Below are 22050 nucleotides of genomic sequence, written 5' to 3'. Positions count from 1 at the left end.
TTTCAGCAACTTTTATATCATATCAGCTTTTTGTTTGAAAGTCAACAACTTTTATTTAAAAACTTTTTGATAAAAAAACAAGTTTGCTTTTTGTTTCGTTTCAGCGACTTTATAAAAATACCACAAGATTTTTCATCCGTCAACTATTATTTTTAATTTTTTTCAAGATGTTTTTATCTCTTGGGAACATTTAATAATATAGCAATCTTCAAGCAGTAATGCAACTATTTTTTGCACTTTTTTTCAATCTTTTTTATTTTTCGAACGTTCATTTGAAACTCCAAAATAACGTTCGATTTTAAAACAAAAATAACGCTATCTTAAGTGAAATTTTTTTGTAACTTTCGCATAAAAAAACAGTCGAGTTCTACTCGACTGTTTTCTCTTCCACCATCGGAATAAAAATTCTGAAAATTGTTCCTTTGCCAACAGAACTTTCCACACTGATACTTCCCTTATAGCTCTCTAAAAGTTTATGAGCAATCGACAAGCCTAAGCCGTTTCCACCTTTTGTACGGGCACGAGCCTTATCTACTCTATAAAAACGATTAAACACTTTAGCAATATCTTCGTCTGGGATCCCTTCACCGAAATCTTGGATGGCGATTTCGAACTTATTCAGCGTCGAAGAAACCGAAATGTGCACTTCTTTACGGTCTGTCGAATATTTTACGGCATTATCCAAAATGATGATCAAAATTTGCTCTAAATGATTGCGGTAGATTTTCAGCATCTTCTCACCATCTAGATCATCATCCAATGTAAAAGTAAACTCAGGGTATAACAGCTTAAAATTATTGAATACCTGGTAAGTAACTTCCTTTGCTTTTGAAGTCTCATTTCCATAATAAACATCCACCTGCTCAGCACGAGACAAGTCCAGCATTTCTTGCACTAGACTCTTCATCCGAACAAGCTCCTGCAGACTGGCTTGAATAGACTCATCCAATATTTCTGGATCATCTTTCCCCCAGCGGTTCAACATATTTAAATGACCTTCAATCACTGCTACCGGGGTTCTCAGCTCATGAGAAACATCTTCAACAAACTGTTCCTGCTGTTCAATATACATTCGAATGCGATCGATGACATCATTAAAGATAATAGCCAAGTCAGCCAGTTCATCATTGGTCGTTATTTCAGGAACATGTACCTCAGCCTGCGGATCTTGACGGATGATCTCCATCGTATCTCGCAATATCTTGACCGGCTTCAAGAAGTAAGAAGATAGCAAAAAGCCCAAGAAGCTACTCAAAAGCAGTGACACAATTTCCAAAACGATCAGCGTCAGCAGTAATTTACTCCGCATTTCATAAAAATCAGATAACTCATAAAAAACTTGAGCATAGCCGATTTTCTCTCGCGTCTTCTTAGAATAAATCGGTTCAACAGATAGAAAACCATTATTTTCATCAACGGTGACAATCGTCGGCTCTTTGTGCTTTGTCTGCACTAGCGGGCGATAGTCCTTTTGTGTTTTGAAAATCAGCTTCTTATCCAGATTATAAATATCCAAAGACAATTGCCGCTGTCCGAGCTCTGAAATAAAATCATCGATCCGCATCATATTGCCTTCTAATGTCATATTTTGATCGTATATCGCATTGTCTCGACTGTCGGACTCTGTCAATGTGCGGTACGTATTGACTAGTGTCAGCTCCTCATCTGCGTTGGCTAAACGAGAAGTGACTTCAGAGATCGTCCGCTCGACATTGTTTCTTTCCTTCGTCACAATCAAATTAACCGAAGATTTATATGTGATGACTGCAAAAATGGTAAAAACCACGAATATAAAGAAAGAACTTGTAAAGGCCCACTTGATGGTGAGTGAGGGCCCTTTCAGTTCTCTTTGTTTCTTGATAAATTTTCTCATGAGCGCATAACGTACCCAGTACCACGGACAGTTTGAATATAGCTGTCTTCACCTGGTACATCGATTTTATTACGCAAGTAACGAATATACACGTCAACAACGTTTGTTTCTACTTCTGTTTCGTAACCCCAAACCTTATTAAGTAAAACATCACGAGCTAAAACAACATTGACATTTTCCATAAGCGTCAATAGTAATTCGTATTCACGTTTTGTCAGCTCAATAATTTCATTTCCGCGGCGAACTACACGGTTTTCTTTTTCAATCGTTAAGTCACGATAAGTGATCGTTGTCTGTTTAGCAACGTTCTTATCCCCTTCGATATCGATTCGACGAAGTAATGCACGTAGACGTGCTAATAGTTCTTCGATAGCAAACGGCTTGACGATATAATCATCTGCACCATGATCTAACCCTGAAACACGGTCAATGACAGAATCTCGGGCAGTCATCATGATGATCGGCGTATTTTTAACTTGACGAACACGACGACAAACTTCTAAGCCATTTAATTCAGGAAGCATCAAATCAAGTAAGATCGCATCCCAGTCACTTTCCAAAGCGGCTTCAAGTCCTGTTCTACCATTATAATGAACTTCTGTATCATAGCCTTCGTGCTTCAATTCTAGTTCGACAAAACGAGCTAGATTTTTCTCATCCTCAATGATCAGAATATTACTCATTTTTTTAGTTCCTTTCCAAGTTGGATTTCATTAAACCTCTATCATTATAGGGCTAAACCTGTCAAAAAGCTATAGTTAGTTATCAGTAATATTATAAATAACTCTTGCTATTCTTCGTGGTACCAGCTGTAGTGATAAATTCCTTCTTTATCCGTACGTTCATACGTATGAGCGCCAAAGTAATCACGTTGTGCTTGGATCAAGTTCGCTGGCAAACGTTCTGCACGATAAGAATCGTAATAAGTGATTGCAGAGGAGAATGTTGGCACCGGCACACCTGCTTGAACAGCAATGGCAACAACTTCACGAACTGCTTGTTGATACTTGTCAGTGATTTTCTTGAAGTAATCATCCAGCATCAAGTTTGCCAAATCTGCATCTTTTTCATAGGCGTCCGTGATTTTTTGCAAGAAACGAGCGCGAATAATACAGCCGGCACGCCAGATTTTCGCGATTTCACCAAATGGCAAATCCCAGCCAAACTCTTTTGATGCTGCCCGTAATTCAGAGAAGCCTTGCGCATAACTCATGATTTTACTGAAATAAAGTGCTTCACGAATTTTTTCGATTAATTCTTGTTTGTCACCTTCATATTTGTAAGGCGCTGGTCCAGCAAGAACTTTGCTGGCAGCAACCCGTTCTTCCTTATATGCAGAGATGAAACGAGCGAATACAGATTCTGTAATCAACGGTAATGGTACACCTAAGTCCAACGCACTTTGTGAAGTCCATTTACCTGTTCCTTTATTACCAGCGGCATCTTTGATCACATCAACGATAGCCTTATCTGTTCCTTCGTCGTCCTTGCGAGTCAAGATGTCCGCAGTGATCTCGATCAGGTAGCTGTCTAACTCGCCTTTATTCCATTCTGAGAACACTTCTGCCATTTCATCAACTGAAAGTCCTAGTAAGTGCTGCATCAGGTCATATGATTCAGCAATCAATTGCATATCGCCGTATTCGATTCCGTTGTGAACCATTTTTACATAGTGACCCGCACCATTAGCTCCGATGTAAGTAACACATGGTTCGCCATCTTCGGCCTTCGCAGCAATTTGTTCAAAAATAGGAGCGACTAGATCATAGGCTTCTTTTTGCCCTCCCGGCATCATTGAAGGTCCTTCTAATGCACCTTTTTCACCGCCAGAAACACCGGTACCAATGAAATTGATTCCTGAATTGGCTAATTCTTCGTTGCGACGAATCGTATCTTTAAAGAATGTATTTCCTCCATCGATCAAAATATCGCCTTTATCTAAATGTGGTAATAGTGATTGAATCGTTGCATCTGTCGCTGGTCCTGCTTGCACCATTAACATGATACGACGTGGCTTCTCGATCGAGTCAACAAACTCCTCGATTGAAAAAGTTGCTTTTAAATTGCGATCAGGATGCTCCGCTACCACCGCTTCAGTTTTTGAGCCCGTACGATTGTACAAAGCCACCGAGTAGCCGCGGCTCTCGATATTTAAAGCCAGGTTTTTTCCCATTACGGCCATACCGACGACGCCGAATTGTTGTTTTGACATAGTATACCCTCCTAATTACTCAATACGATTCTCATTATATCCTAAGAAAGTGAGAATGGAAAATGAATAGTGTTTTTAATATGAAAAGCTCTTTGAAATCTTCAAAGAAATTAATCTAAACAGACTCGCTGTTAAGGCCAGAAGATATTCTCGATTGAGTGATCCTCTGCCTGTTTTAGCCAAGAAAAAAACCTCAAGACTCCATGGTTAGTCTTGAGGTTTTGACTTTCTCTATTAAAAAGTGCTTATGCTTCTTTAGACATAACATCTTTTCCATCATAGTAGCCGCAGTTGGCACATACGTGATGGCTCTTCTTCATTTCGCCACAGTTAGGACATTCGTTCAATCCTTTAATGGTCAATTTGTAGTGAGTACGACGTTTGTTCTTTTTAGCTTTTGATGTTTTTCTAGCTGGTACTGCCATTGGGTGTTACACCTCCTTATAAAATGAAGTATCATTTACTGATACATTTTATTCCAATCTTACTTATCATCTTCCGATTCGTTGAATAGTTCAGATAATTTTGCAAGACGAGGATCAATTGTTTCAGCAGATTCTTTTTTCTGCAAATACTCTTCTTCGCTCACGACTTTCCAATCGTTGCCTTTTGGTAAATCTGTCGCTTGTAATTCTTCTTCAGAAAAGACCTGCATCGGAATCGCTAATAAAATGTTATCTTCGATAGAATCGGTCAAGTCGATCGTATCACTGTCTAGGACAAGGATCTCTTCGTCTCTTTCTTCCTCCATTGAAGTCCATTGCTCCCGTGTCATGAATACTTCGTCCACCGAAAGATCAAGTGGCAGATCAACTGGTTCCAAGGAGCGGGCTGAAGGAACAGTTACAATAGTTTTCAATCGATAATGTAAAATATATTCATTTTTTCCAACAGACAAGATTCCTTCTACAGTCACCGGAGCTACTGACAAGATCTCGTTATCGCGGGCTGTTAATGCGTCATTCACATCAATCGTTTCTGAAAAATTTAGTGCTTCTTCTTTATAGCGGCGCAATTCGCCAATCGACCATTTCATCATTCATCACCTCTAAGCAACAATCGATATTATACAGGTGGAAAAAACCTTTGTCAATGAAATTTTCTTGACACCCTCAAAAGCTTTCTGGGCTCGTCCAGATTTTGAGCATTAAGACTAAAACAATTCTAAATCGCTTTTCAGATTTCGAATTGTTTTCGCTTAATGTTGAAAAATCTAGCCCAGAAAGCTGGATGCCAGCTCCAATCTCGTGAAGCTCACCCAGCTTTTGAACAACATTTTCGCTTATTGCTGAAAAAGCTAGCTTAGAAAGCTGGATGCCACGACAAATCTCGTGGAGCTCGTCCAGCTTTCCACCCAATATTTTCATAGAAAAGGACTGTGACACATAGGTCGCAGTCCCTAAATTTCCTTTTAAAACGACAGTCTAATCGAAAGCTTAGATTGCTGTTGTTTGTCCACGGTAGACGATACCACGACGAGGGTCAACAGTGACTAATTCACCGTCAACAACTGTTGAAGTCGCATCCTTCGCACCAACTACTACAGGAATATCTTGAGCGATACCTACAACAGCAGCGTGAGAAGTCAATCCGCCGTCTTCAACGATCAAAGCAGCAGCTTTTTCAATTGCAGGCATGTAATCTTTATCAGTTGTTGGTACAACTAGAACCATACCGTCTTTCGCATTTTTGATTGCTTCTTCAGCAGTTTTAGCAACTACTGCGTGAGCAACTACTGTTGATTCGCCGATACCTTGGGCTTGCAACAATTTAGAACCAATCATTTGAACCTTCATAACGTTCGTCGTTCCGCGTTCGCCAACTGGTACACCAGCAGTGATCAAGATCAAGTCGCCTTCTTTAGCGAAACCTAAGTCAACTGCTTTTTGTGCAGCTAAATCGAACATTTCGTCAGTTGTTGTTGGTTTTTCAGCAACTGTTGGGTATACGCCCCAGTTAACCATCAAGCTGCGTTTTGTATGTTCGTCGAATGTCACAGCCAAGATGTCTGCATCTGGACGGTATTTAGAGATCATACGCGCAGTGTGGCCTGATTCAGTTGCAGCAACAATTGTTTTAACACCTAAGTTTTTCGCAGCGCGAGCAACAGATAAACCGATTGTTTCAGTAACGTTTGATTTATCGAATTCATTGATTTGGAATGAACCTAATTCTGACAAAGCAGATTCAGCTTCCATGTCAATACGAGCCATTGTGCCTACAGCTTCAACTGGATACTTACCATTTGCAGATTCACCAGAAAGCATTGTAGCATCTGTTCCGTCAAATACAGCGTTGGCAACGTCAGATGCTTCCGCACGTGTTGGACGTGGGTTTTCTTGCATAGACTCTAACATTTGAGTCGCTGTAATAACTGGTTTGCCAGCCGCGTTACATTTTTTGATGATACGTTTTTGAACCATAGGTACTAGTTCAGGTGCGATTTCAACACCCATGTCTCCACGAGCGATCATGATACCATCAGAAACTTTGATGATTTCATCGATGTTGTCGATACCTTCTTGTGATTCGATTTTAGGGAAGATATGAACGTGAGTCATATTTTTTTCTTCAAGGATTTCGCGAATTTCAAGAACATCTTGTGCTTTACGTACAAAACTTGCAGCGATAAAGTTGATGTCGTTGTCTAAACCAAAACGGATATCATCTGCATCTTTTTCAGTGATACCAGGCAAGTTGATTGAGATACCAGGAGCGTTGACCCCTTTACGAGAACCCAACATACCAGCATTTTTAACCAGCATGATCAATTCGCGGTTAGCGTCATCTTTGCCCACGATCTCCATGTCAATCAAACCATCATCAAATAGGATGTGTCCGCCGATATGTGCATCGTCGAATAGACCAGGGTAAGTAACAGCGATTTTTTCTTTGGTTCCTTTATGTTCAGAATCCATTGAGATACGAGTTTCATCGCCTACGTTAAATTCGATATATCCAGCGCGGCCGTAATCTGCTTCTGTTGTGTCTTGAACAGTTGTACGGATTTCAGCACCTTTTGTATCTAAAAGAATACCCACATCTTTACCAGTTTTTTCTACTGCTTCACGAACCATGTTCATACGTGTAAGTTGTTCTTCGTGGTCTCCGTGTGAGAAGTTGAAACGGAACACGTTAGCACCAGCTTCAATTAATTGAGAGATAGTTTCCACTGTGTTACTTGCTGGTCCTAATGTACTAACGATCTTCGTTTTTTTCATTACGTAATACGCTCCATTCTTGTTTCTTGATTGTTTATAATATATAGCTCTTCACTATTATTAACGAGATTAAAATGAGATTTGGTGGTTCAATTCATACAATGATAAATCAGGTTTGTGTTTGTTGTTTTCCAATGTTTCAACGATGTCAGAAGCGATCACTTCATTATCCTCGATACCAATACACAATCCGCCTTTGCCCTCTAACAATAAATCAACGGCATAAGAACCGAATTTGCTGGCTAACACACGGTCGCGTGCACTTGGTGAACCACCGCGGACAACGTGTCCTAATACACTGACACGTGTATGGAAGTCGCCGTATTCAGCTAACTTATCAGCGAACTCATTTCCGCCCATAACGCCTTCCGCTAAGATGATCAAGCAATGTTTCTTCCCGCGATCACGGCCTGCTTGGATTTTCTTCGCAATTTTTTCCATGTCGAAATCATGCTCAGGAATAACGATTTCATCAGCTCCGCCGGCTACACCGGACCATAGAGCGATATCGCCTGCGTTCCGTCCCATTACTTCGATAACGAATGTACGAACATGTGACGTCGCTGTATCACGAATACGGTCAACGGATTCTAATACGGTGTTGATCGCTGTATCAAAACCAACAGTGAAGTCTGTTCCTGGAATATCATTGTCGATCGTCCCTGGAATACCGACAGCTGGATAACCATGTTTAGTCAAAGCTAAGGCGCCATGGTAAGAGCCGTCTCCGCCGATTACTACTAATCCTTCAATACCAAATTTTTTCAATTGCTCGATCCCTTTTAATTGCCCTTCTTCAGTAGCAAATTCTGGATAACGAGCTGAATATAAGAAAGTTCCGCCTCGTTGGATCTTGTCACCAACATCCGCAACATCCAAACGACGGATATCACCAGCAACTAGACCGGCAAAACCATAATTGATGCCATAAACTTCCATGCCTTCGAAAATCGCTTTACGAACGACCGCACGAACAGCAGCGTTCATTCCGGGAGCGTCTCCTCCACTTGTTAAAATTCCAATGCGTTTCATTTTCTCACCTCATAAGTATTCTCAAAAAAACATACATCGTTTAATTCATGGTACATTCTACCAAAAAACATCCCAAAAGTCTTGGGATGTCTTCGGGAAAAGCGCGTATTTTGAAAAAAGTTTTTGAAAGTTACAAGAAATCATCTTATTACGACGTTTTGTTCCCCTAATATGTCACTTAAAGCATTTAAGAGGGTGTCATTAACCCCCACCCAAAACTTTTTATCCAGCACAATCTTTCGACGACTTTTTTCATAATAGATCAAAACGGGGATTTTTCCTGGTGATAATTGAAGTCTTTCGGCAATTCCCTGTTGAATTTCTGGCGTATCATATTTTTCCTGTACACGCAGATACAATGTTTTATCACTGATATCGTCTTCTGCGATTTGAGCTGGAACCATTTCTTCGACTAATAACTGGATCGCTTGATCATAGCGGCTGCGCTCTACTTTCCCTTGAACCAAATATACCTTTTCAAGTTCAATATCTTTGCGTAATCGACGATAGGACTGCGGGAAGATCGTCAATGATACCTCTCCGCTTTGGTCATTTCCTGTCAGAAACGCCATCTGTTCTCCTTTTTTAGTTCGGATCTCGCGAACCTCTTTTAAATAGAAGAGAATCTTCCCATGACTGCCGACAGTAAGCTCAGTAATCGGCTGCAAATCCTTTTGCTTCAATAATTTAGGAAAGTTCTCCGTCGGATGCCCCGAGACATATAGACCCAGATAATGTTCCTCATAATTCAAGCGTTCAGCCAATGAATAATCCTCAGAGGGACGTTCCTTTAGACTCATCACATCCAGCAATGACATGCTGCCGCCGCTATACTCCACATTTTGAATTTTCCCTTCCAGCCCATCAGCCAGTTCCCGCCGATTTGGGTGCAGCTCATCGAAAGCCCCTATGAAAATCAACGGTGCGATATAGTCGATTTTCAGCCAGCGAGATTCAATCCGCAAAAGAAATTGATCCAAGGATTTGAACGGACCTTCTGCCTTGCGCGTTGCCAAAATGTTACCGACAAAATCGCGCCGCATTCCTTTAATGGCGTCCAAACCAAAACGAATCAATGCTTTTTCTACCAAGGTAAAGCTGTAGCTGCTGCGATTAATATCCGGCGCCAATAATTTCACCCCTGAACGATTAGCTTCGGCGATGTATTCTCTCAGCTTTTTTGGATCATTTCGAACAGACTGCATCAGCGCTGTATAAAAGGCCCCAGGATAATGAACTTTTAAATACGCCATTTGATAACCGACAAAGCTGTACGCTACCGAATGAGACCGATTAAATCCATAATTGGCAAAACGTTCAATATAATCGTACACTTCTTCAGCACTCTTTTGACTATGCCCACGACCAACAGCTCCGCTGACAAAATGACGTCTTTCTTCATCTAATAAGTCCTTTTTCTTTTTGCTGACCGCTCGCCGCAAAATATCCGCCTCACCTAAGCTGAAGCCGGCCATCTGAGCAGCCACCTGCATAATTTGCTCTTGATAAACGATAAAACCATATGTTGGCGCTAATATCTGTTGAACAGAAGCATCCGGAAAGGTGACTGGCTCCTTGCCGTTTTTCCGCGCAATGAACTGATCGATAATCTGCATCGGTCCCGGACGGTACAATGCATTGACCGCTACGATATCTTCAAAAGATGTCGGATGCAGATTACGCAGCACTTTTCGGATACCAGCGGATTCGAATTGGAAAACACCACTCGTTTCGCCTCGCTGAAACAGAGCCAAGGTTGCTGGATCATCCAATGGAACATTTTTCAAATTCAGCTCTTCACGGTAAATACGACGAACGTTTTGCAACGCGTTATCAATAATAGAAAGGTTCCGCAGTCCTAAGAAGTCCATCTTCAACAGGCCAATAGTCTCCACATCTGTCATGGTGAACTGCGTCAGTAAAATATCCTCAGAACCATTCTGCAAGGGAACGACACCGAGCAAGTTCATATCACTGATTACTACACCGCCAGCATGAGTGGAGACGTGCCGCGGCAAGCCTTCTAGAGCCAAGGCGGTTTGGAACAGTAAATTACTGCGTTCGTCATTAGCAACCAGTCGTTTCAGTGGCTCAGATTTTTCATAAGCCTCTCGTAAAGTGATCTTCAATTGATTGGGGATCGCCTTTGACCAGCGGTTTGCCTCACTTTGTGATAAGCCGAAGACACGTCCGACATCCCGTAACACCATCTTTGCCGCCATTGTTCCAAATGTCGCGATTTGCGAGACATGGAAATGGCCGTACTTTTCATGGACATAATGCAGAACCTGATTCCGCCGATTGTCGGGAATATCCAAATCGATATCGGGCATGCTGTTTCGTTCAGGATTCAAGAACCGTTCAAATAAGAGATTGTATTTGATCGGGTCAACATCGGTAATACTCAAAACATAAGCAACTAATGAACCGGCAGCTGATCCACGGCCAGCTCCAGAAACAATCTTGCTGCGATGGACATAATCCATCACATCCCAGACAATCAAGAAATAGTCATCGAACCCCATACTATGGATAATCCCCAGTTCTCGAGTCAGCCGCTGACGATATTCTTCAGTTGCTTCAGGAATTCGCTCCGGTAATTTTTCCCAACAAAGCTTTTGCAAATAAGCATCTGCTGTTTGTTGTATCGGTACTGGATAATGCGGGAGTAATTTTTGATGCAGCGGCAATTCAAACTGACACGTTTCGACAAGCCTTTGAGCATTCATGACCGCTTCCTTATCATCAAAGCCGGCCAACAGCTCTTCCATCTCGACTAAATAGCTGTCTCCCAACTGATTGGTCAGCTCTTCTCTAGGCAGCTGACTGCCGTTTTGGATGTGTCCCATAACTTTGATCGCAAAAGCTTGGGTCGCGTCCAAATACGCTACTTCATGAATCGCGATTGTCGGGAACCCTTCTGGTAAAACCGAAGTCTTTGTTTCTGGTGAAATCCCTAAATAAATTTCTCCGTTTATGGCTTCCGCAATCTTGGCAATAATTGGTTCGCGTGGTTCATTCAGTGCATCGACAGGCAAAACTGTGACCACGTTTTCTCCGTCGATTTTATATTCAGATAATGACTGCGGCTTTTCTGCCATCATGCGTGTACTAGATAAACGCATCAACTCTTGATAGCCGGCGACATTTTTGGCGTAAAATAATATTCTTTCGGTCGCTTCTTCCAAATAGAAGTCCAGCTCCAAACCAATGATGCCGATCATTTGATTTCTTTGGCAGGCTTGGAAAAACTCTACAGCCCCATACAGAACATTTTCATCAGTAATCGCGATTGCAGTATAGCCTCGAGCCTTCGCCATTTCCACATAATCGCTGATCGTTAAAGTACTTTTCAATAATGAATAGGAAGTTTTCGTATAAAGTTGTGGTAAAATCATGCTCTCCTCCTACTTCCTTAATAATAATGTAGTTAAGTGTAATTGATTATTTATCTCATGCAACTAGTAACAGCGAAACTCAAAGCACGAGACTTTTCTTTACATTTTCAAAAAAAATGCTAAACTAAATCTAGAAATTCTTGCGAAAAGAGGTGCTCTTGATGAAATATCTAGTTACATTATTTTGGGCTTTCGCAATTGGACAAGCCGTTTGTTATCTAGGTGGTGCCTTGCAAAGTGGTTCTTATAACTTCGAATTATCTACGATTATATCACTGATCGTGGGTGTTATCGCACTTGTTGCCGCACGTTTTGTTTCACCGAAAAAAGCTGAAGCATAGACAAAACCAGTTACTATATTGTAACTGGTTTTTTGTTTTTTTCATAGCTCGAAGCCAATAGGAATTGTTCTTCATTTGTAAACCTCATTCTTATCGCCTATAAAAATTTACGCGCTTCTATAATTAACATTCCTCTGCTCTGCTTGCATCCTATCTGATAGAGGTTGTTTTTATTTTATCCATTTTCCCCAAAAAAAGAGCAGAATCAAATCGCTCTGCTCTTGCAAGGTATGACATATAAATAAAACAGCTTCTCTAAAATCGTTAAACTCTTTCCCACGAAACCTATGAGCAGCCTTATTTCTCGTGAGTCTAATTCTGCCCTGCTGGATCGCTGAACTGCATTTTTTCACCGAATTTTTCCAGCCGTTGATCGCGAATTCTGTGAATAATGGCTGTAATTTCAGCATCTCCAGCATGGTATGCTCTGTGTACTTCAGCGGAAACGGTCAATAGATTCTGTTCATGATCTGTTCCATTATGCGAGACAAAAATTAAATGATGGATTGCCAACTCACCATTGCTAGCTGGAATTCGTATGCCGTGTCGGTTATACTGCGCCAGGTCTGCTCCGCTGATTTGACAAAAGAAGCGATCACGGCACGCAATCCGATAAGGCAAGCTGGGCATATGCCGTTTCGTAAAGGTCGCCTGTGAATAATTGCGAGAACAACTATCCTTGCAAAAAGAGCGTCGACCCTTCGGCAAAGCCTGACCACACCATTTACAGCTTGATGCATCTGGACGTAAATCGCACTGATTAAAACTCAAGGCCTCTCCGAACTGCCGTTCATACTCTGCCAAGCTTAACCAATTGCGCTGATAGCCAAACTCGTTTTGGCGTAGTTGACTTCCTTGTCCTTTGTAATAGTGCTTTTCTGGCAAGGCTTGAACAAGTGCATCTAAGGTCGCTTTTTCTTGAACAGTTGGCGGTTTTTTATTAGAAAGCTTTTGCAGCTCTTGACCATCGAACGCATAGACTGCTCGACAGCGGAAGCAAACACAGACTATTTCCTGAAAACCATCCTTCAACAAAATATCTAGCTTTCTTTGACAGGTTGGACAATTGGCACCCATCATCTTGACACGTTTATAAGTCATAAAAACTCCCTTTACAATTGATTGATTCACGCTGCCCTATCATTGTATAGCAATAACACTCAAAGCAAAAATCCTATGCAGCGGCTTTTATTATCTTAGCAACTCTTTAGATCTTCGTCTTTGTTGCCAGCAGCTTCCGAAAATTAAAAAGACTCAAAATAATATTACCAAAAACACATGCACTTGTTACAAGGAAAACTGCCGGATAGCCCAGCCCATGTGCAACGGTTGACCCTAGCCTAGCATGGGGCCGATAACCTGTCCAAAGTTATTGAACATCTGATTATAGCTGAAAATACGACTGACGCCTTCAGGAGGACTAATTTTACTGATCAATGTATTGATAGACGGCATTAGAGCCCCTGTCGAAAAGCCTAAGAAGAAACGCAGCACGCCCAGTTGAAAAGGCGTTTTCACAAAAGCCATTGGTATAAAGCAGATTAGCGACAGCACTAAACCAGCTAACAGCACCTTGTGATTCCCAATCCGGTCCCCTATTTTCCCCAATGTCGGTGAAGAGGCAATCGCCGATACCCCAGCGATTGAAACGATAAACCCGCTGATGACCAACGCATTGCTGCTGGAACCGCTCAAATCACGAATGTATAATGTCAGAATTGGACTGATACTCGTTACTCCGACTTGGAGGATCAACGTACTGATAAACAAACCAATCAGGATCGGCATATAATTGATCCGTTTCCGTAATTCCGCCATACTGATGACGTCCGCCTTTTCGATTGGTTTGAAATCTTCCTTCACCATAAAGACAGTTAAAAAAGTACAGACAAGCAAAATCACTCCAGTAATAATAAACACATTTCGCAAACCAAACCATTGCGCCAGCATCCCGCCGATTAATGGGCCAATCAAATTTCCTGCGACACCGCCTGTTGCCAGCGTTCCTAACGCCCAGCCGCTCTTTTGCTTAGGCGCTTGCGATGCGATCAAAGCCGTTGCATTCGGCATATACCCAGATAACACACCAGTCATAAAACGCATGATTAATAACCAATAGACATTTGGAACAAAAGCCAGCGACCCCATCGTAAAAGTCATCCCTGCCGCTGCACGAATCATCATCAATCTGCGTCCTTTTCGATCCGCCAAGCTTCCCCATAACGGTGAAACAATCGCCGCTGAAAATGCTGTTACAGAAATCGCCAATCCAGAGAATAAATCGACCTGCGATTTAGCTGTTCCCAACTGTTCTATATAGACTGGCAAAAAGGGCATGACCAAACTGAAGCTCGCTCCAGTGAAAAAACAACCGATCCATGAAATAAACAAATTTCTGCGCCAATTGATTTTCATCTTCTTGACTCCCCTTCCTCGCCAATTTTATGTATCTACTATAGCAGAGTCTAGAAGAAAAAACTTTCCTTCTCACTCAAGGAGATTGAAATTTTTCTAATGCTTTCATACTTTTTAAAGCGCTACGGTTGCGTTTTCCAATGGATGTGCTAGACTAAAACAAATTGAATGCAAGATAATAGTTTTACTCTTTGCAGCATTTTTCGAATGCTAAGCGCGCCGAGAGTTCAACTTATTTTCCCTCAAAAATAAATCTATTAATACGAAGTAGGAGTTTTTATGAAAAAATTGATCGCAATTGATTTAGACGGTACAACACTAAATCAAGATTCAAAAATTACTGATAAAACAGCTAAAACTTTACGTCGTGCCATCCAAGACGGCCACTCTGTAGTGATTGCAACAGGTCGTCCCTACCGCATGAGTAAAAACTTTTATCAAGAATTACAGCTAACGACGCCGATGATTAATTTTAACGGCGCTCTTGTCCATCTTCCTGGCAAAAAATGGGCGGACGAACAAGAAACATCCATCAATCGAAAAATCGTGTTTGATTTGATGGCAGAAAAGAAAAATCTAAAGCTTGATTTTATCGCTGCTGAAAATCGCGAAACCTTTTTTATCGATGACTTAAATTTCTTCGATCAGCACTTCTTTGCTAGTGATGTCGCGACTGCAGATAACTTGTTGACCGTCAACACGCTACAAACAAATCCAACCTCTGTCTTGTTGCGCAGCCAACCGGAAAATGTTAGCAGTGTTTCAGAAGAATTGAAACAACAAATCGGTCATGAGGTCGAAGTCAATACATGGGGCGGACCGAATCCAATGCTAGAAGTCGTAGCCAAGGGCATTCAAAAAGCTCACGGGCTGAAGCGAGTTATAGAAAGCTTAAATATGAAGCAAGAAGACATTCTTGCGTTCGGTGACGAGCACAACGATGTAGATATGCTGAAATTCGCCGGATGGGGCGTCGCGATGGCTAATGGGACTGATCAGGTAAAATCAGTCGCTAATGACATTACTGATAAACCAAATACCGAAGATGGTATGGCCGATTATTTAACTAAATATTTGGATCTATAAAAAAGAGAGAAACGATCGAATCCGATTGTCTCTCTCTCTTTTTCTTATTTTCCAAATAGCTCGAATGCCTTCTCCGCAAATCGTTGTCCAAAAAGCTCAAACATTTCTTTTGAGTCTTCATAATGATTTCCCACTGCATCAAGCGCCACTGGTCCATGATGAATAAACGGTTGACCAAAAGTCGCTCCGCCTGAATATATCAGCATCCCTTTTACTAACAGCATGCCCAACATAGAAAGAATTGCGCTATCACTGCCGCCTTGTGCATAATGAGCCGTCGCAAAGCCACCGCCTAATTTTCCAGCTAAAGAGAAATTGCCGCTTTCCTTCATTAACCATTGAGTGATCCGCCAATGACTCGTCGCCATATATGTCGGTGTTCCAAAAACGATTCCTGAACATTCATTCACATAGTTCGCGTTGATGGAGTCATCTACTGAATAGACACGCACTTCGCTGCCAACATTCCGCATCCCTTGAGCAATAATTTCCGCCATCTCTTTCGTCTGTCCCGTTTTACTGTAATAAATGACCGCTAATTTCAATAAAATCGCTCCCTTAATCCTTTTCTATAATGGTACCCTTTTATAAGCGGAGTGTTCAACAAAAAAAGAGAAGCATTATAGCTTCCCCTACTTCACAATAGTATATTCATCAATTGTTTTCCCGTCTTTGTCTTTTAGAAGCAGCCAGCCATTGGTTCCTGCGTAATAAAGAAAGATCCCAACCTCATTGACACTTTTTAATACGATATCCTCTGTTGTCGTAAAATCCGAAATTTGATCGGCATGATCCGACCTCAGTTTTTCTGTTAAGCGTGCACTAAATCCCACTGAACCATCTTTATTCAGCGGCATCTCTCTTGTTAGTTTCGCTCCCGCCTTCAACAGCATTTCATTCCGCTTTTGCCACACAACTTCCCCTTTAGCAGCATTGTAGTCAATATAGAATGGAATTTCACTGACCTTTTTATTCCAGCGATGCTGCGCTTTAGCTGGCTTAGCCTTGATTTTTTTATTCTCATAGCCAAAGGTAGCCAAGATTTCAAACAACTCTTTTTGATGATTGGCTACAACTGTAAAATGATTTGGAGCAATTTTTTGCGACTCAAATAAGCCGGTCGTTTTCAGCCCGTTATCTCCCCAGACAGATAACATTTGCTGCGCCAGTTCTGAGCCTTCAATGTCCCATGGTACATTGATTGTTACTAAACTATCCGCTTCCTTCGATACTTTTTTGTCGATTTTTTGTGCATAATCGACTGCATGTGCTTCGCGCCCCTTGTAATACAGCAATAGTTCCTCACTGCACAAATCCGGGAGTTTTTTTAGTTCGCGATAGATTGTCATCGCACCTTGTTCACCGAAATGAATTTTCGTTACCTCACCATCTATTTCAACTGCTAATTTGATCATCGCTTTTCCCTCAAATCTTTTTTCTTAAGCTTATTAAAAAAAGTTTTTTGAGTCGAATAATTTGTCTTATATCAACAAATTTACAACGAATCCTGCAAAGAACTATTGGTCAGTCTAAATAGACTGCTGATTCAGCAGATTAATTTTTCAAGTAAAGTATCTTCGCAATGAGTCGCGCTTTTTGACCACTCCCATACCAACGTTGGATTTTCTAATGGGATAGTCCTGCTAAGCTATTCTCGCCTCCGAATACGATCAATCAAACGCTTTCTTTTTTTCTTAGGTATTTCTTCTGGCGATGCTTGATCCACTAAAGGGACTGGCGTACAGCCTTCTTTGAGTCGTTCAATCAAAATCAACTTCGCAGATTCTTGACTATCGTCAATCTGAACATTTTCCAGTAAAAAATCATCCGGCAAACAGGCCGTTATTACGGCGAGTGACTGCATTTCATTTAGCTCCCACGGATTAATCTCTGGCGGAAATCCAATGGTCTGGATCATCACATCAGGTGCCGGCCGTTCGGTTACAATTGATAGATCCTCTGGGATGCGGAAATCTGTCGATACCTTTTCTATTTCTGTTTCCACAAACTCAGATACTTGTGTTTTTTCTTGTGCTGCTTGCTGCTCAGCTGCTACAGGTACCTCATTAGCAGCTTGATCAAAGATCGGGGTCTCCCTTTTCTCGATGACTTTCGCATGCAAGACTTTCTTAAATAAGCCTACTCCGTCTTTTTCAAAAAGATTCAGCTTAGTTATTTTTTCTAAGGATGTCTTTATTTCTTCTGCTGTTTTACTCGGATCAAAGTCCTTTAAACGTAGATGGTGGTGTTTGCCATTGCTTTTTTCAAATTCAGCATCTAGTGTATACATGTTCTCATTCCTCTCTTGTGTGTTTTTTCAGAATCTTTTCCATTCGTCATCATGAACCAACTAGTCGTGCGAACGGAGCTTTAATAAATTGTGTATATAAGGTTTTCAGCTTTTCTGCGATATAGCTTTTAGCCGGAAATAACTTAATTAGCAGCAGACGCCACTCTTTCTTTTCAAAATACTCCGAAAAAAAAGTATAGTACCGGCGCAAAGTTGCGTTAGACCTCGTTCTTAGAAAAATATGTTGAACTAAATCGGCCAGCATCAATGAAAAATCTCCCTCGCATAGTTCATTTCTCGTTTGAAGCGCTATCAACATTTCGATTGTGCTATTTCCGTCATGAGTGTCTTTATAGAAATGTTTAATTCTAGTTTCCAATGTCTTACGTTTTAAATCAAAAAGCTTGCGACAGCTTAATCCGTAATCTTTCATAAGTGTTTCTCCTTCTTCAGTTTGATTCTATTTATTTGAAAGTATGTCTCACCGATCATGCAAAACACAACACAGCATTCTTATTACTTTTTTTCAAAACGAGTACCCGTCTCCATCTTCGCAAGCCAAACATAAACTATTTTTCCCAAAAATTCTACTTCAGCTTTTTTAAAATAATTTAAAAATAGGAGTTGTTCTTTATTGATAAGAGCAGAAGACCTATAAAATAATTTTTTAACCCTTCTAAAAAATCGTCAAAAAGAAAAAAATACTTATCTATTTTTTCATTTAATTGACGATTATTCTGCCAATGCCTAAAAAAAATCCTCCGTTCAATGAACGAAGGACACTGCAACTATTCAATGATCTTTTTTACTTTAAAGGCCTCAGTCTTTTCTGAGGGTTCTTCCTGATCCGCTAGATCAAACAAGATAAGCGCATCTTGACCTTCACCTTCTACAATCACTAATTTTCCTAATGGCTCTCGATTATCCTTGACGATTTGTGCTTCTTTGATTAATTCCTTAGGATCACGTTTTGCGGCGATCGCATTGCCTAAATTAAAGAATACTGTCTCTTCCATATTTATCCGCTCCTCAAGAATCTTTGTACTTTAGTATACCAGAAATCCAGCAAATGCTTCCAGATTTGCAACTATCCAGGTACCCAACTTACTCTGAACCTTCAAAAGATGAGGACTGTAATACGCCAATTTTTTCTGCCTGATCCAAAAAAAGGTGCATTTTGGCGATTAATTGGTCATTTGAACACTTATTTGCACTTTGCAGCGTTATATTTATTTCTCCATACCCCATCTTACTATTGGCCTTAATGGCTTTTCGTTGAAAAGAGGATACTTTTGCAAGAAATGCATCCGGATCTTTCAAATATACTGATACAAAGTCTTGGTTTACCATCCTTGTACTCTCAATTGTACGAACATCAGACCAATGAATAAGCGATTTTTTTGTAGCTAGTGCACTAGAGTAATCATAAAAGCCCTCAACGGTTAATACGACAAGCTCTTTCCCCTTAAATACTTGTTTAATAATGAAAACCTCACACGCTCCAAAAAATACACAGCCGATCACCCCGACTATCATTACTAAGTACTGCTTGTCCGCTGCGCCGGCTAAAAATATGAACAGACTCATCAAAACCATAAACAGTCCCAATAAAGATAAGCCAATTTGTTTTCTTTTACTTTGATACACAACAAACTCCTTTTCCATTTTTCACCTCCACGTTCAGCCTTCACCATTTAGGGTATCAAATCAATCAGAAATTTTAAAGGCTCTTCAAACTTACCAACAGGTTGTCAAAAGTTAGTCGATCACAAAAAAGAAGCTAGAAGTATTGACAGAACCGCTCTGTATCAATGCTTCTAGCTCTATTAGTAAAATAAATAAGGAAGGTACGGGACTTGAACCCGTGCACCACATTACTGCGGCTCGCCGGATTTCGAGTCCGGTGCATTACCACTCTGCCAACCTTCCGCACCATTTATCTTACCTTTTTTCGTTTAAATGTCAAGATTTTATAATGTGTCTAACACAGAAGTGTCTTCTTCTTCTAAAATATTCTTGATCGTACGGTTCATTAAATGAACAATTTCGTCTTGAGTCGGTGCAATAATACCTGAAGACATTAGTGTTGCAATCCCAGTCACACAGATCCATGTTCCAACGTGTAGCGCATTGATACGTTTTTCAGACAAGTTTTTGTACTTAGGGTGCTCTACGATCAATTGATGGAAGTAATTGTAAGAAAAGTCATGCATCTTCTTGCCGCCGCCATACTCTTGAACGTATAACGCGTTATAAAGATTGCTTTGCTCTTTTGCAAAGTAAACATAGCTCAAGCCCAAATCAATAATCGTGTCACCCGTGCGAACTTCTGGGAAAATATCGTAGTACAGGTGATTGCAGATCTCATCTAGCAAGGTGTTTTTAAGATCACTCATGTTTTTGAACTCTAAATAGATCGGTTGCGTACTGATTCCCATTTTTTTGGCAATGTTCCGTGCTGTAAATCCAGAAAATCCTTCATTCTCGACAACTTCATAGGCAGCCTTTAGAATCTGGTCTTTGGTATAAACTTTTCTTCTCATTGTAATTCCTCCCAGAATGTTATTATTTTTCTTGTCATTTTATTTTAATCAAAAACTGATTAGTTTTGCAACCCTTATGTAAGATGTTATCTAAATTTACGTAACTTTTTTTGAAAAATGCATGCTAAACCTGCAACTTTTTCCTCACATAGGGGGTGGAACCGTTTTATTATTTTTGTAATTTTTAACTCATTTCATTAAAAATCAAAAGAGCCGTTATACATTTGAGGGTAGTTTTGTTTCTTTAAAGTAAAAACAGTCTCACCTTAAAAAAAAGTCGCTGTTACTTTATTATACTTTCTCTAAGCGCCAGTGACAATCCTTATTCTTTTTCTTGTTTAATTTATTTATTTTCTCTACTATAGTATAGGAATAGAAAAAGGTGGTTAACTATGGAACAGCAAAATTATGCACAGCTTGTCTTAAATACATGCTTAAAAGCCGGAAAGATCATGATGGAGTCCGGTTCTGAAGTCTATCGTGTGGAAGATACGATGAAACGGATCGCGATCAACGCGGGACTGGATGATATTCAAACCTACGTGACGGCTACTGGCCTGATCGTTGGCTTTCCCTCAGAGCAAAGCAGCCAGGTGATTCAAATCACCCCTCAGGCGATCAATCTGGAAAAAGTGACCGCAGTCAATCAAGGGTCTCGCCAATTTGCCGATGGTGAGCTTTCTTTGCCAGATTTTTACCTCTATTTGGAGGATGTCGATCATGCGACCCCGGACTTTCCTTATTTATGGAAAATCATTTCCGCTGGAATCGTCAGCAGTACTTTAATGATCATTTTAAATGGAACCTGGTTTGATTTTATCCCGACATTTGTCATCGGGATGATTGGTTTTGCTGTGCATACCTTTTTTGGGAACAACTTGCGCATGAAGTTTTTAAATGATTTTGTAGCAGCACTGGTCATTGGAAGCTTGTCCTTATTAGTCGTTTCTTGGTCGGTTGCTCGTGATGTAAACAGCTTGATCATTGGCTCGATTATGCCGCTAGTGCCCGGACTGGCTATTACTAACGCCTTTCGTGACATTATGGCGGGACATTTGATTAGCGGTGTTGCTCGCGCTACTGAGGCTTTATTTATTGCTGGAGCGATCGGCGGAGGAATCATCGTCGCTTTTAATTTCTTTTAAAATAAAACAATCATACTTGGAGGTCGCTCATGAATTTTATCGTTAATTTTTTATTCAGTATGTTTAGTACGATCGCCTTCAGTGTCATCACAAATATTCCCCGCCGTGCGTTTTTAGCCTGCGGTTTTACTGGTGCTGCGGGCTGGATGACCTTTTGGATCTTACAAACATATTTTCATCAAAACATCGGCATCGCTAATTTTTTAGGTGCATTGATCATTGGACTGATTAGTATTCTTTTCTCACGGACCATGCACATGCCGGTGATCGTTTTTAATGTACCAAGCTTGGTTCCGTTGGTTCCTGGTGGTCCTGCCTACATGGCGGTGCGTCATATGATGAACCAGGAGTTTACTGAATCAATGGAAAAAGTCGTCACCGTCCTAGTCACTTCTGGTGCAATCGCGATCGGCTTTATGTTTACAAACTTGATTGAACGTGCGCTTAAAAGAACCCGTTCAAATTTTCGAATGAGGTAAACAAAGAGGAACAGG

At 40.7% G+C, this 22050-nt stretch carries 20 protein-coding genes, 1 tRNA gene and 1 pseudogene; 4 read left to right on the top strand and 18 right to left on the bottom strand.

The genetic code is table 11. From position 1 onward, the window contains the following. Positions 1–367 precede the first annotated feature (367 nt). The 8 genes from JZO85_RS15730 to JZO85_RS15695 all read right to left on the bottom strand — a co-directional run bounded on the left by JZO85_RS15730 (position 368) and on the right by JZO85_RS15695 (position 11736). Positions 368–1873 (bottom strand): HAMP domain-containing sensor histidine kinase, encoded by a 1506-nt coding sequence (locus JZO85_RS15730; protein WP_207109472.1) that lies wholly within the window; start codon positions 1871–1873, stop codon positions 368–370. Next, on the bottom strand, positions 1870–2556 hold the full coding sequence (locus tag JZO85_RS15725) for a response regulator transcription factor (protein ID WP_010740068.1): 687 nt from the start codon (positions 2554–2556) through the stop codon (positions 1870–1872). The genes JZO85_RS15730 and JZO85_RS15725 overlap by 4 nt, the downstream gene beginning before the upstream one ends. 107 nt (positions 2557–2663) lie before the next feature. Further along, complete coding sequence (gndA, locus tag JZO85_RS15720) at positions 2664–4085, bottom strand: NADP-dependent phosphogluconate dehydrogenase (RefSeq protein WP_207109471.1); 1422 nt, start codon at positions 4083–4085, stop codon at positions 2664–2666. Positions 4086–4330: 245 nt separating this feature from the next. Next, the gene (rpmF, locus tag JZO85_RS15715; protein ID WP_010740070.1) at positions 4331–4510 is read right to left on the bottom strand and encodes a 50S ribosomal protein L32; all 180 of its coding nucleotides are present in this window, start codon (positions 4508–4510) and stop codon (positions 4331–4333) included. A 59-nt stretch (positions 4511–4569) separates the two neighbouring features. Then, positions 4570–5121, bottom strand: a complete 552-nt coding sequence (locus JZO85_RS15710; RefSeq protein WP_207109473.1) for a YceD family protein — start codon at positions 5119–5121, stop codon at positions 4570–4572. A 400-nt stretch (positions 5122–5521) separates the two neighbouring features. Next, positions 5522–7306, bottom strand: a complete 1785-nt coding sequence (pyk, locus tag JZO85_RS15705) for a pyruvate kinase (protein ID WP_207109470.1) — start codon at positions 7304–7306, stop codon at positions 5522–5524. A gap of 69 nt (positions 7307–7375) precedes the next feature. Further along, positions 7376–8338, bottom strand: coding sequence for a 6-phosphofructokinase (gene pfkA, locus JZO85_RS15700; protein WP_207109469.1), 963 nt, complete (start codon positions 8336–8338; stop codon positions 7376–7378). A gap of 140 nt (positions 8339–8478) precedes the next feature. Next, the gene (locus JZO85_RS15695; RefSeq protein WP_207109468.1) at positions 8479–11736 is read right to left on the bottom strand and encodes a DNA polymerase III subunit alpha; all 3258 of its coding nucleotides are present in this window, start codon (positions 11734–11736) and stop codon (positions 8479–8481) included. A gap of 161 nt (positions 11737–11897) precedes the next feature. On the opposite strand from JZO85_RS15695, the gene JZO85_RS15690 reads away from it, so the two are divergent. Continuing rightward, positions 11898–12077 (top strand): YjzD family protein, encoded by a 180-nt coding sequence (locus JZO85_RS15690; protein WP_207109467.1) that lies wholly within the window; start codon positions 11898–11900, stop codon positions 12075–12077. 312 nt (positions 12078–12389) lie between these two features. Here JZO85_RS15690 and JZO85_RS15685 read toward each other — a convergent pair whose 3' ends face one another. Continuing rightward, on the bottom strand, positions 12390–13178 hold the full coding sequence (locus JZO85_RS15685; protein WP_207109466.1) for a zf-TFIIB domain-containing protein: 789 nt from the start codon (positions 13176–13178) through the stop codon (positions 12390–12392). A 106-nt stretch (positions 13179–13284) separates the two neighbouring features. After that, positions 13285–14492 (bottom strand): annotated as a pseudogene (locus JZO85_RS15680) (multidrug efflux MFS transporter). A 279-nt stretch (positions 14493–14771) separates the two neighbouring features. Between JZO85_RS15680 and JZO85_RS15675 the strand changes: the two are divergent. Next, positions 14772–15578, top strand: coding sequence for a Cof-type HAD-IIB family hydrolase (locus JZO85_RS15675; protein ID WP_207109465.1), 807 nt, complete (start codon positions 14772–14774; stop codon positions 15576–15578). A gap of 44 nt (positions 15579–15622) precedes the next feature. On the opposite strand, the gene JZO85_RS15670 is transcribed toward JZO85_RS15675, so the two are convergent. From JZO85_RS15670 to JZO85_RS15635, 8 genes are all read right to left on the bottom strand, one after another. Beyond that, positions 15623–16123, bottom strand: coding sequence for a flavodoxin family protein (locus tag JZO85_RS15670; protein ID WP_207109464.1), 501 nt, complete (start codon positions 16121–16123; stop codon positions 15623–15625). Positions 16124–16210: 87 nt separating this feature from the next. After that, positions 16211–16993 (bottom strand): hypothetical protein, encoded by a 783-nt coding sequence (locus JZO85_RS15665; protein ID WP_207109463.1) that lies wholly within the window; start codon positions 16991–16993, stop codon positions 16211–16213. 233 nt (positions 16994–17226) lie between these two features. Further along, complete coding sequence (locus JZO85_RS15660; RefSeq protein WP_207109462.1) at positions 17227–17868, bottom strand: DUF2922 domain-containing protein; 642 nt, start codon at positions 17866–17868, stop codon at positions 17227–17229. Positions 17869–17917: 49 nt separating this feature from the next. Then, the gene (locus JZO85_RS15655; protein WP_207109461.1) at positions 17918–18301 is read right to left on the bottom strand and encodes a hypothetical protein; all 384 of its coding nucleotides are present in this window, start codon (positions 18299–18301) and stop codon (positions 17918–17920) included. A 355-nt stretch (positions 18302–18656) separates the two neighbouring features. Next, entirely contained in the window at positions 18657–18884 is a 228-nt protein-coding gene (locus JZO85_RS15650; RefSeq protein WP_207109460.1) for a hypothetical protein, read from the bottom strand. Between the two features lie 88 nt (positions 18885–18972). Next, complete coding sequence (locus tag JZO85_RS15645) at positions 18973–19533, bottom strand: STM3941 family protein (RefSeq protein WP_207109459.1); 561 nt, start codon at positions 19531–19533, stop codon at positions 18973–18975. A 176-nt stretch (positions 19534–19709) separates the two neighbouring features. Beyond that, positions 19710–19797, bottom strand: a tRNA-Ser gene (locus JZO85_RS15640). 41 nt (positions 19798–19838) lie between these two features. Further along, positions 19839–20411, bottom strand: a complete 573-nt coding sequence (locus JZO85_RS15635; RefSeq protein ID WP_207109458.1) for a TetR/AcrR family transcriptional regulator — start codon at positions 20409–20411, stop codon at positions 19839–19841. 392 nt (positions 20412–20803) lie between these two features. Here JZO85_RS15635 and JZO85_RS15630 point away from each other — a divergent pair, with 392 nt between their 5' ends. Both JZO85_RS15630 and JZO85_RS15625 read left to right on the top strand, forming a co-directional pair. Next, positions 20804–21556: a threonine/serine exporter family protein gene (locus JZO85_RS15630; protein ID WP_207109457.1), complete on the top strand. Its 753-nt coding sequence runs from the start codon at positions 20804–20806 to the stop codon at positions 21554–21556. Positions 21557–21585: 29 nt separating this feature from the next. Then, positions 21586–22035 (top strand): threonine/serine exporter family protein, encoded by a 450-nt coding sequence (locus JZO85_RS15625; RefSeq protein WP_207109456.1) that lies wholly within the window; start codon positions 21586–21588, stop codon positions 22033–22035. Positions 22036–22050: the final 15 nt, after the last annotated feature.

Source organism: Candidatus Enterococcus murrayae (genome assembly GCF_017315985.1).
GTDB lineage: Bacteria > Bacillota > Bacilli > Lactobacillales > Enterococcaceae > Enterococcus_A > Enterococcus_A murrayae.
The sequence above is the reverse complement of the archived record's forward strand: the minus strand, read 5'-3'. Positions and strand labels throughout refer to the sequence as shown.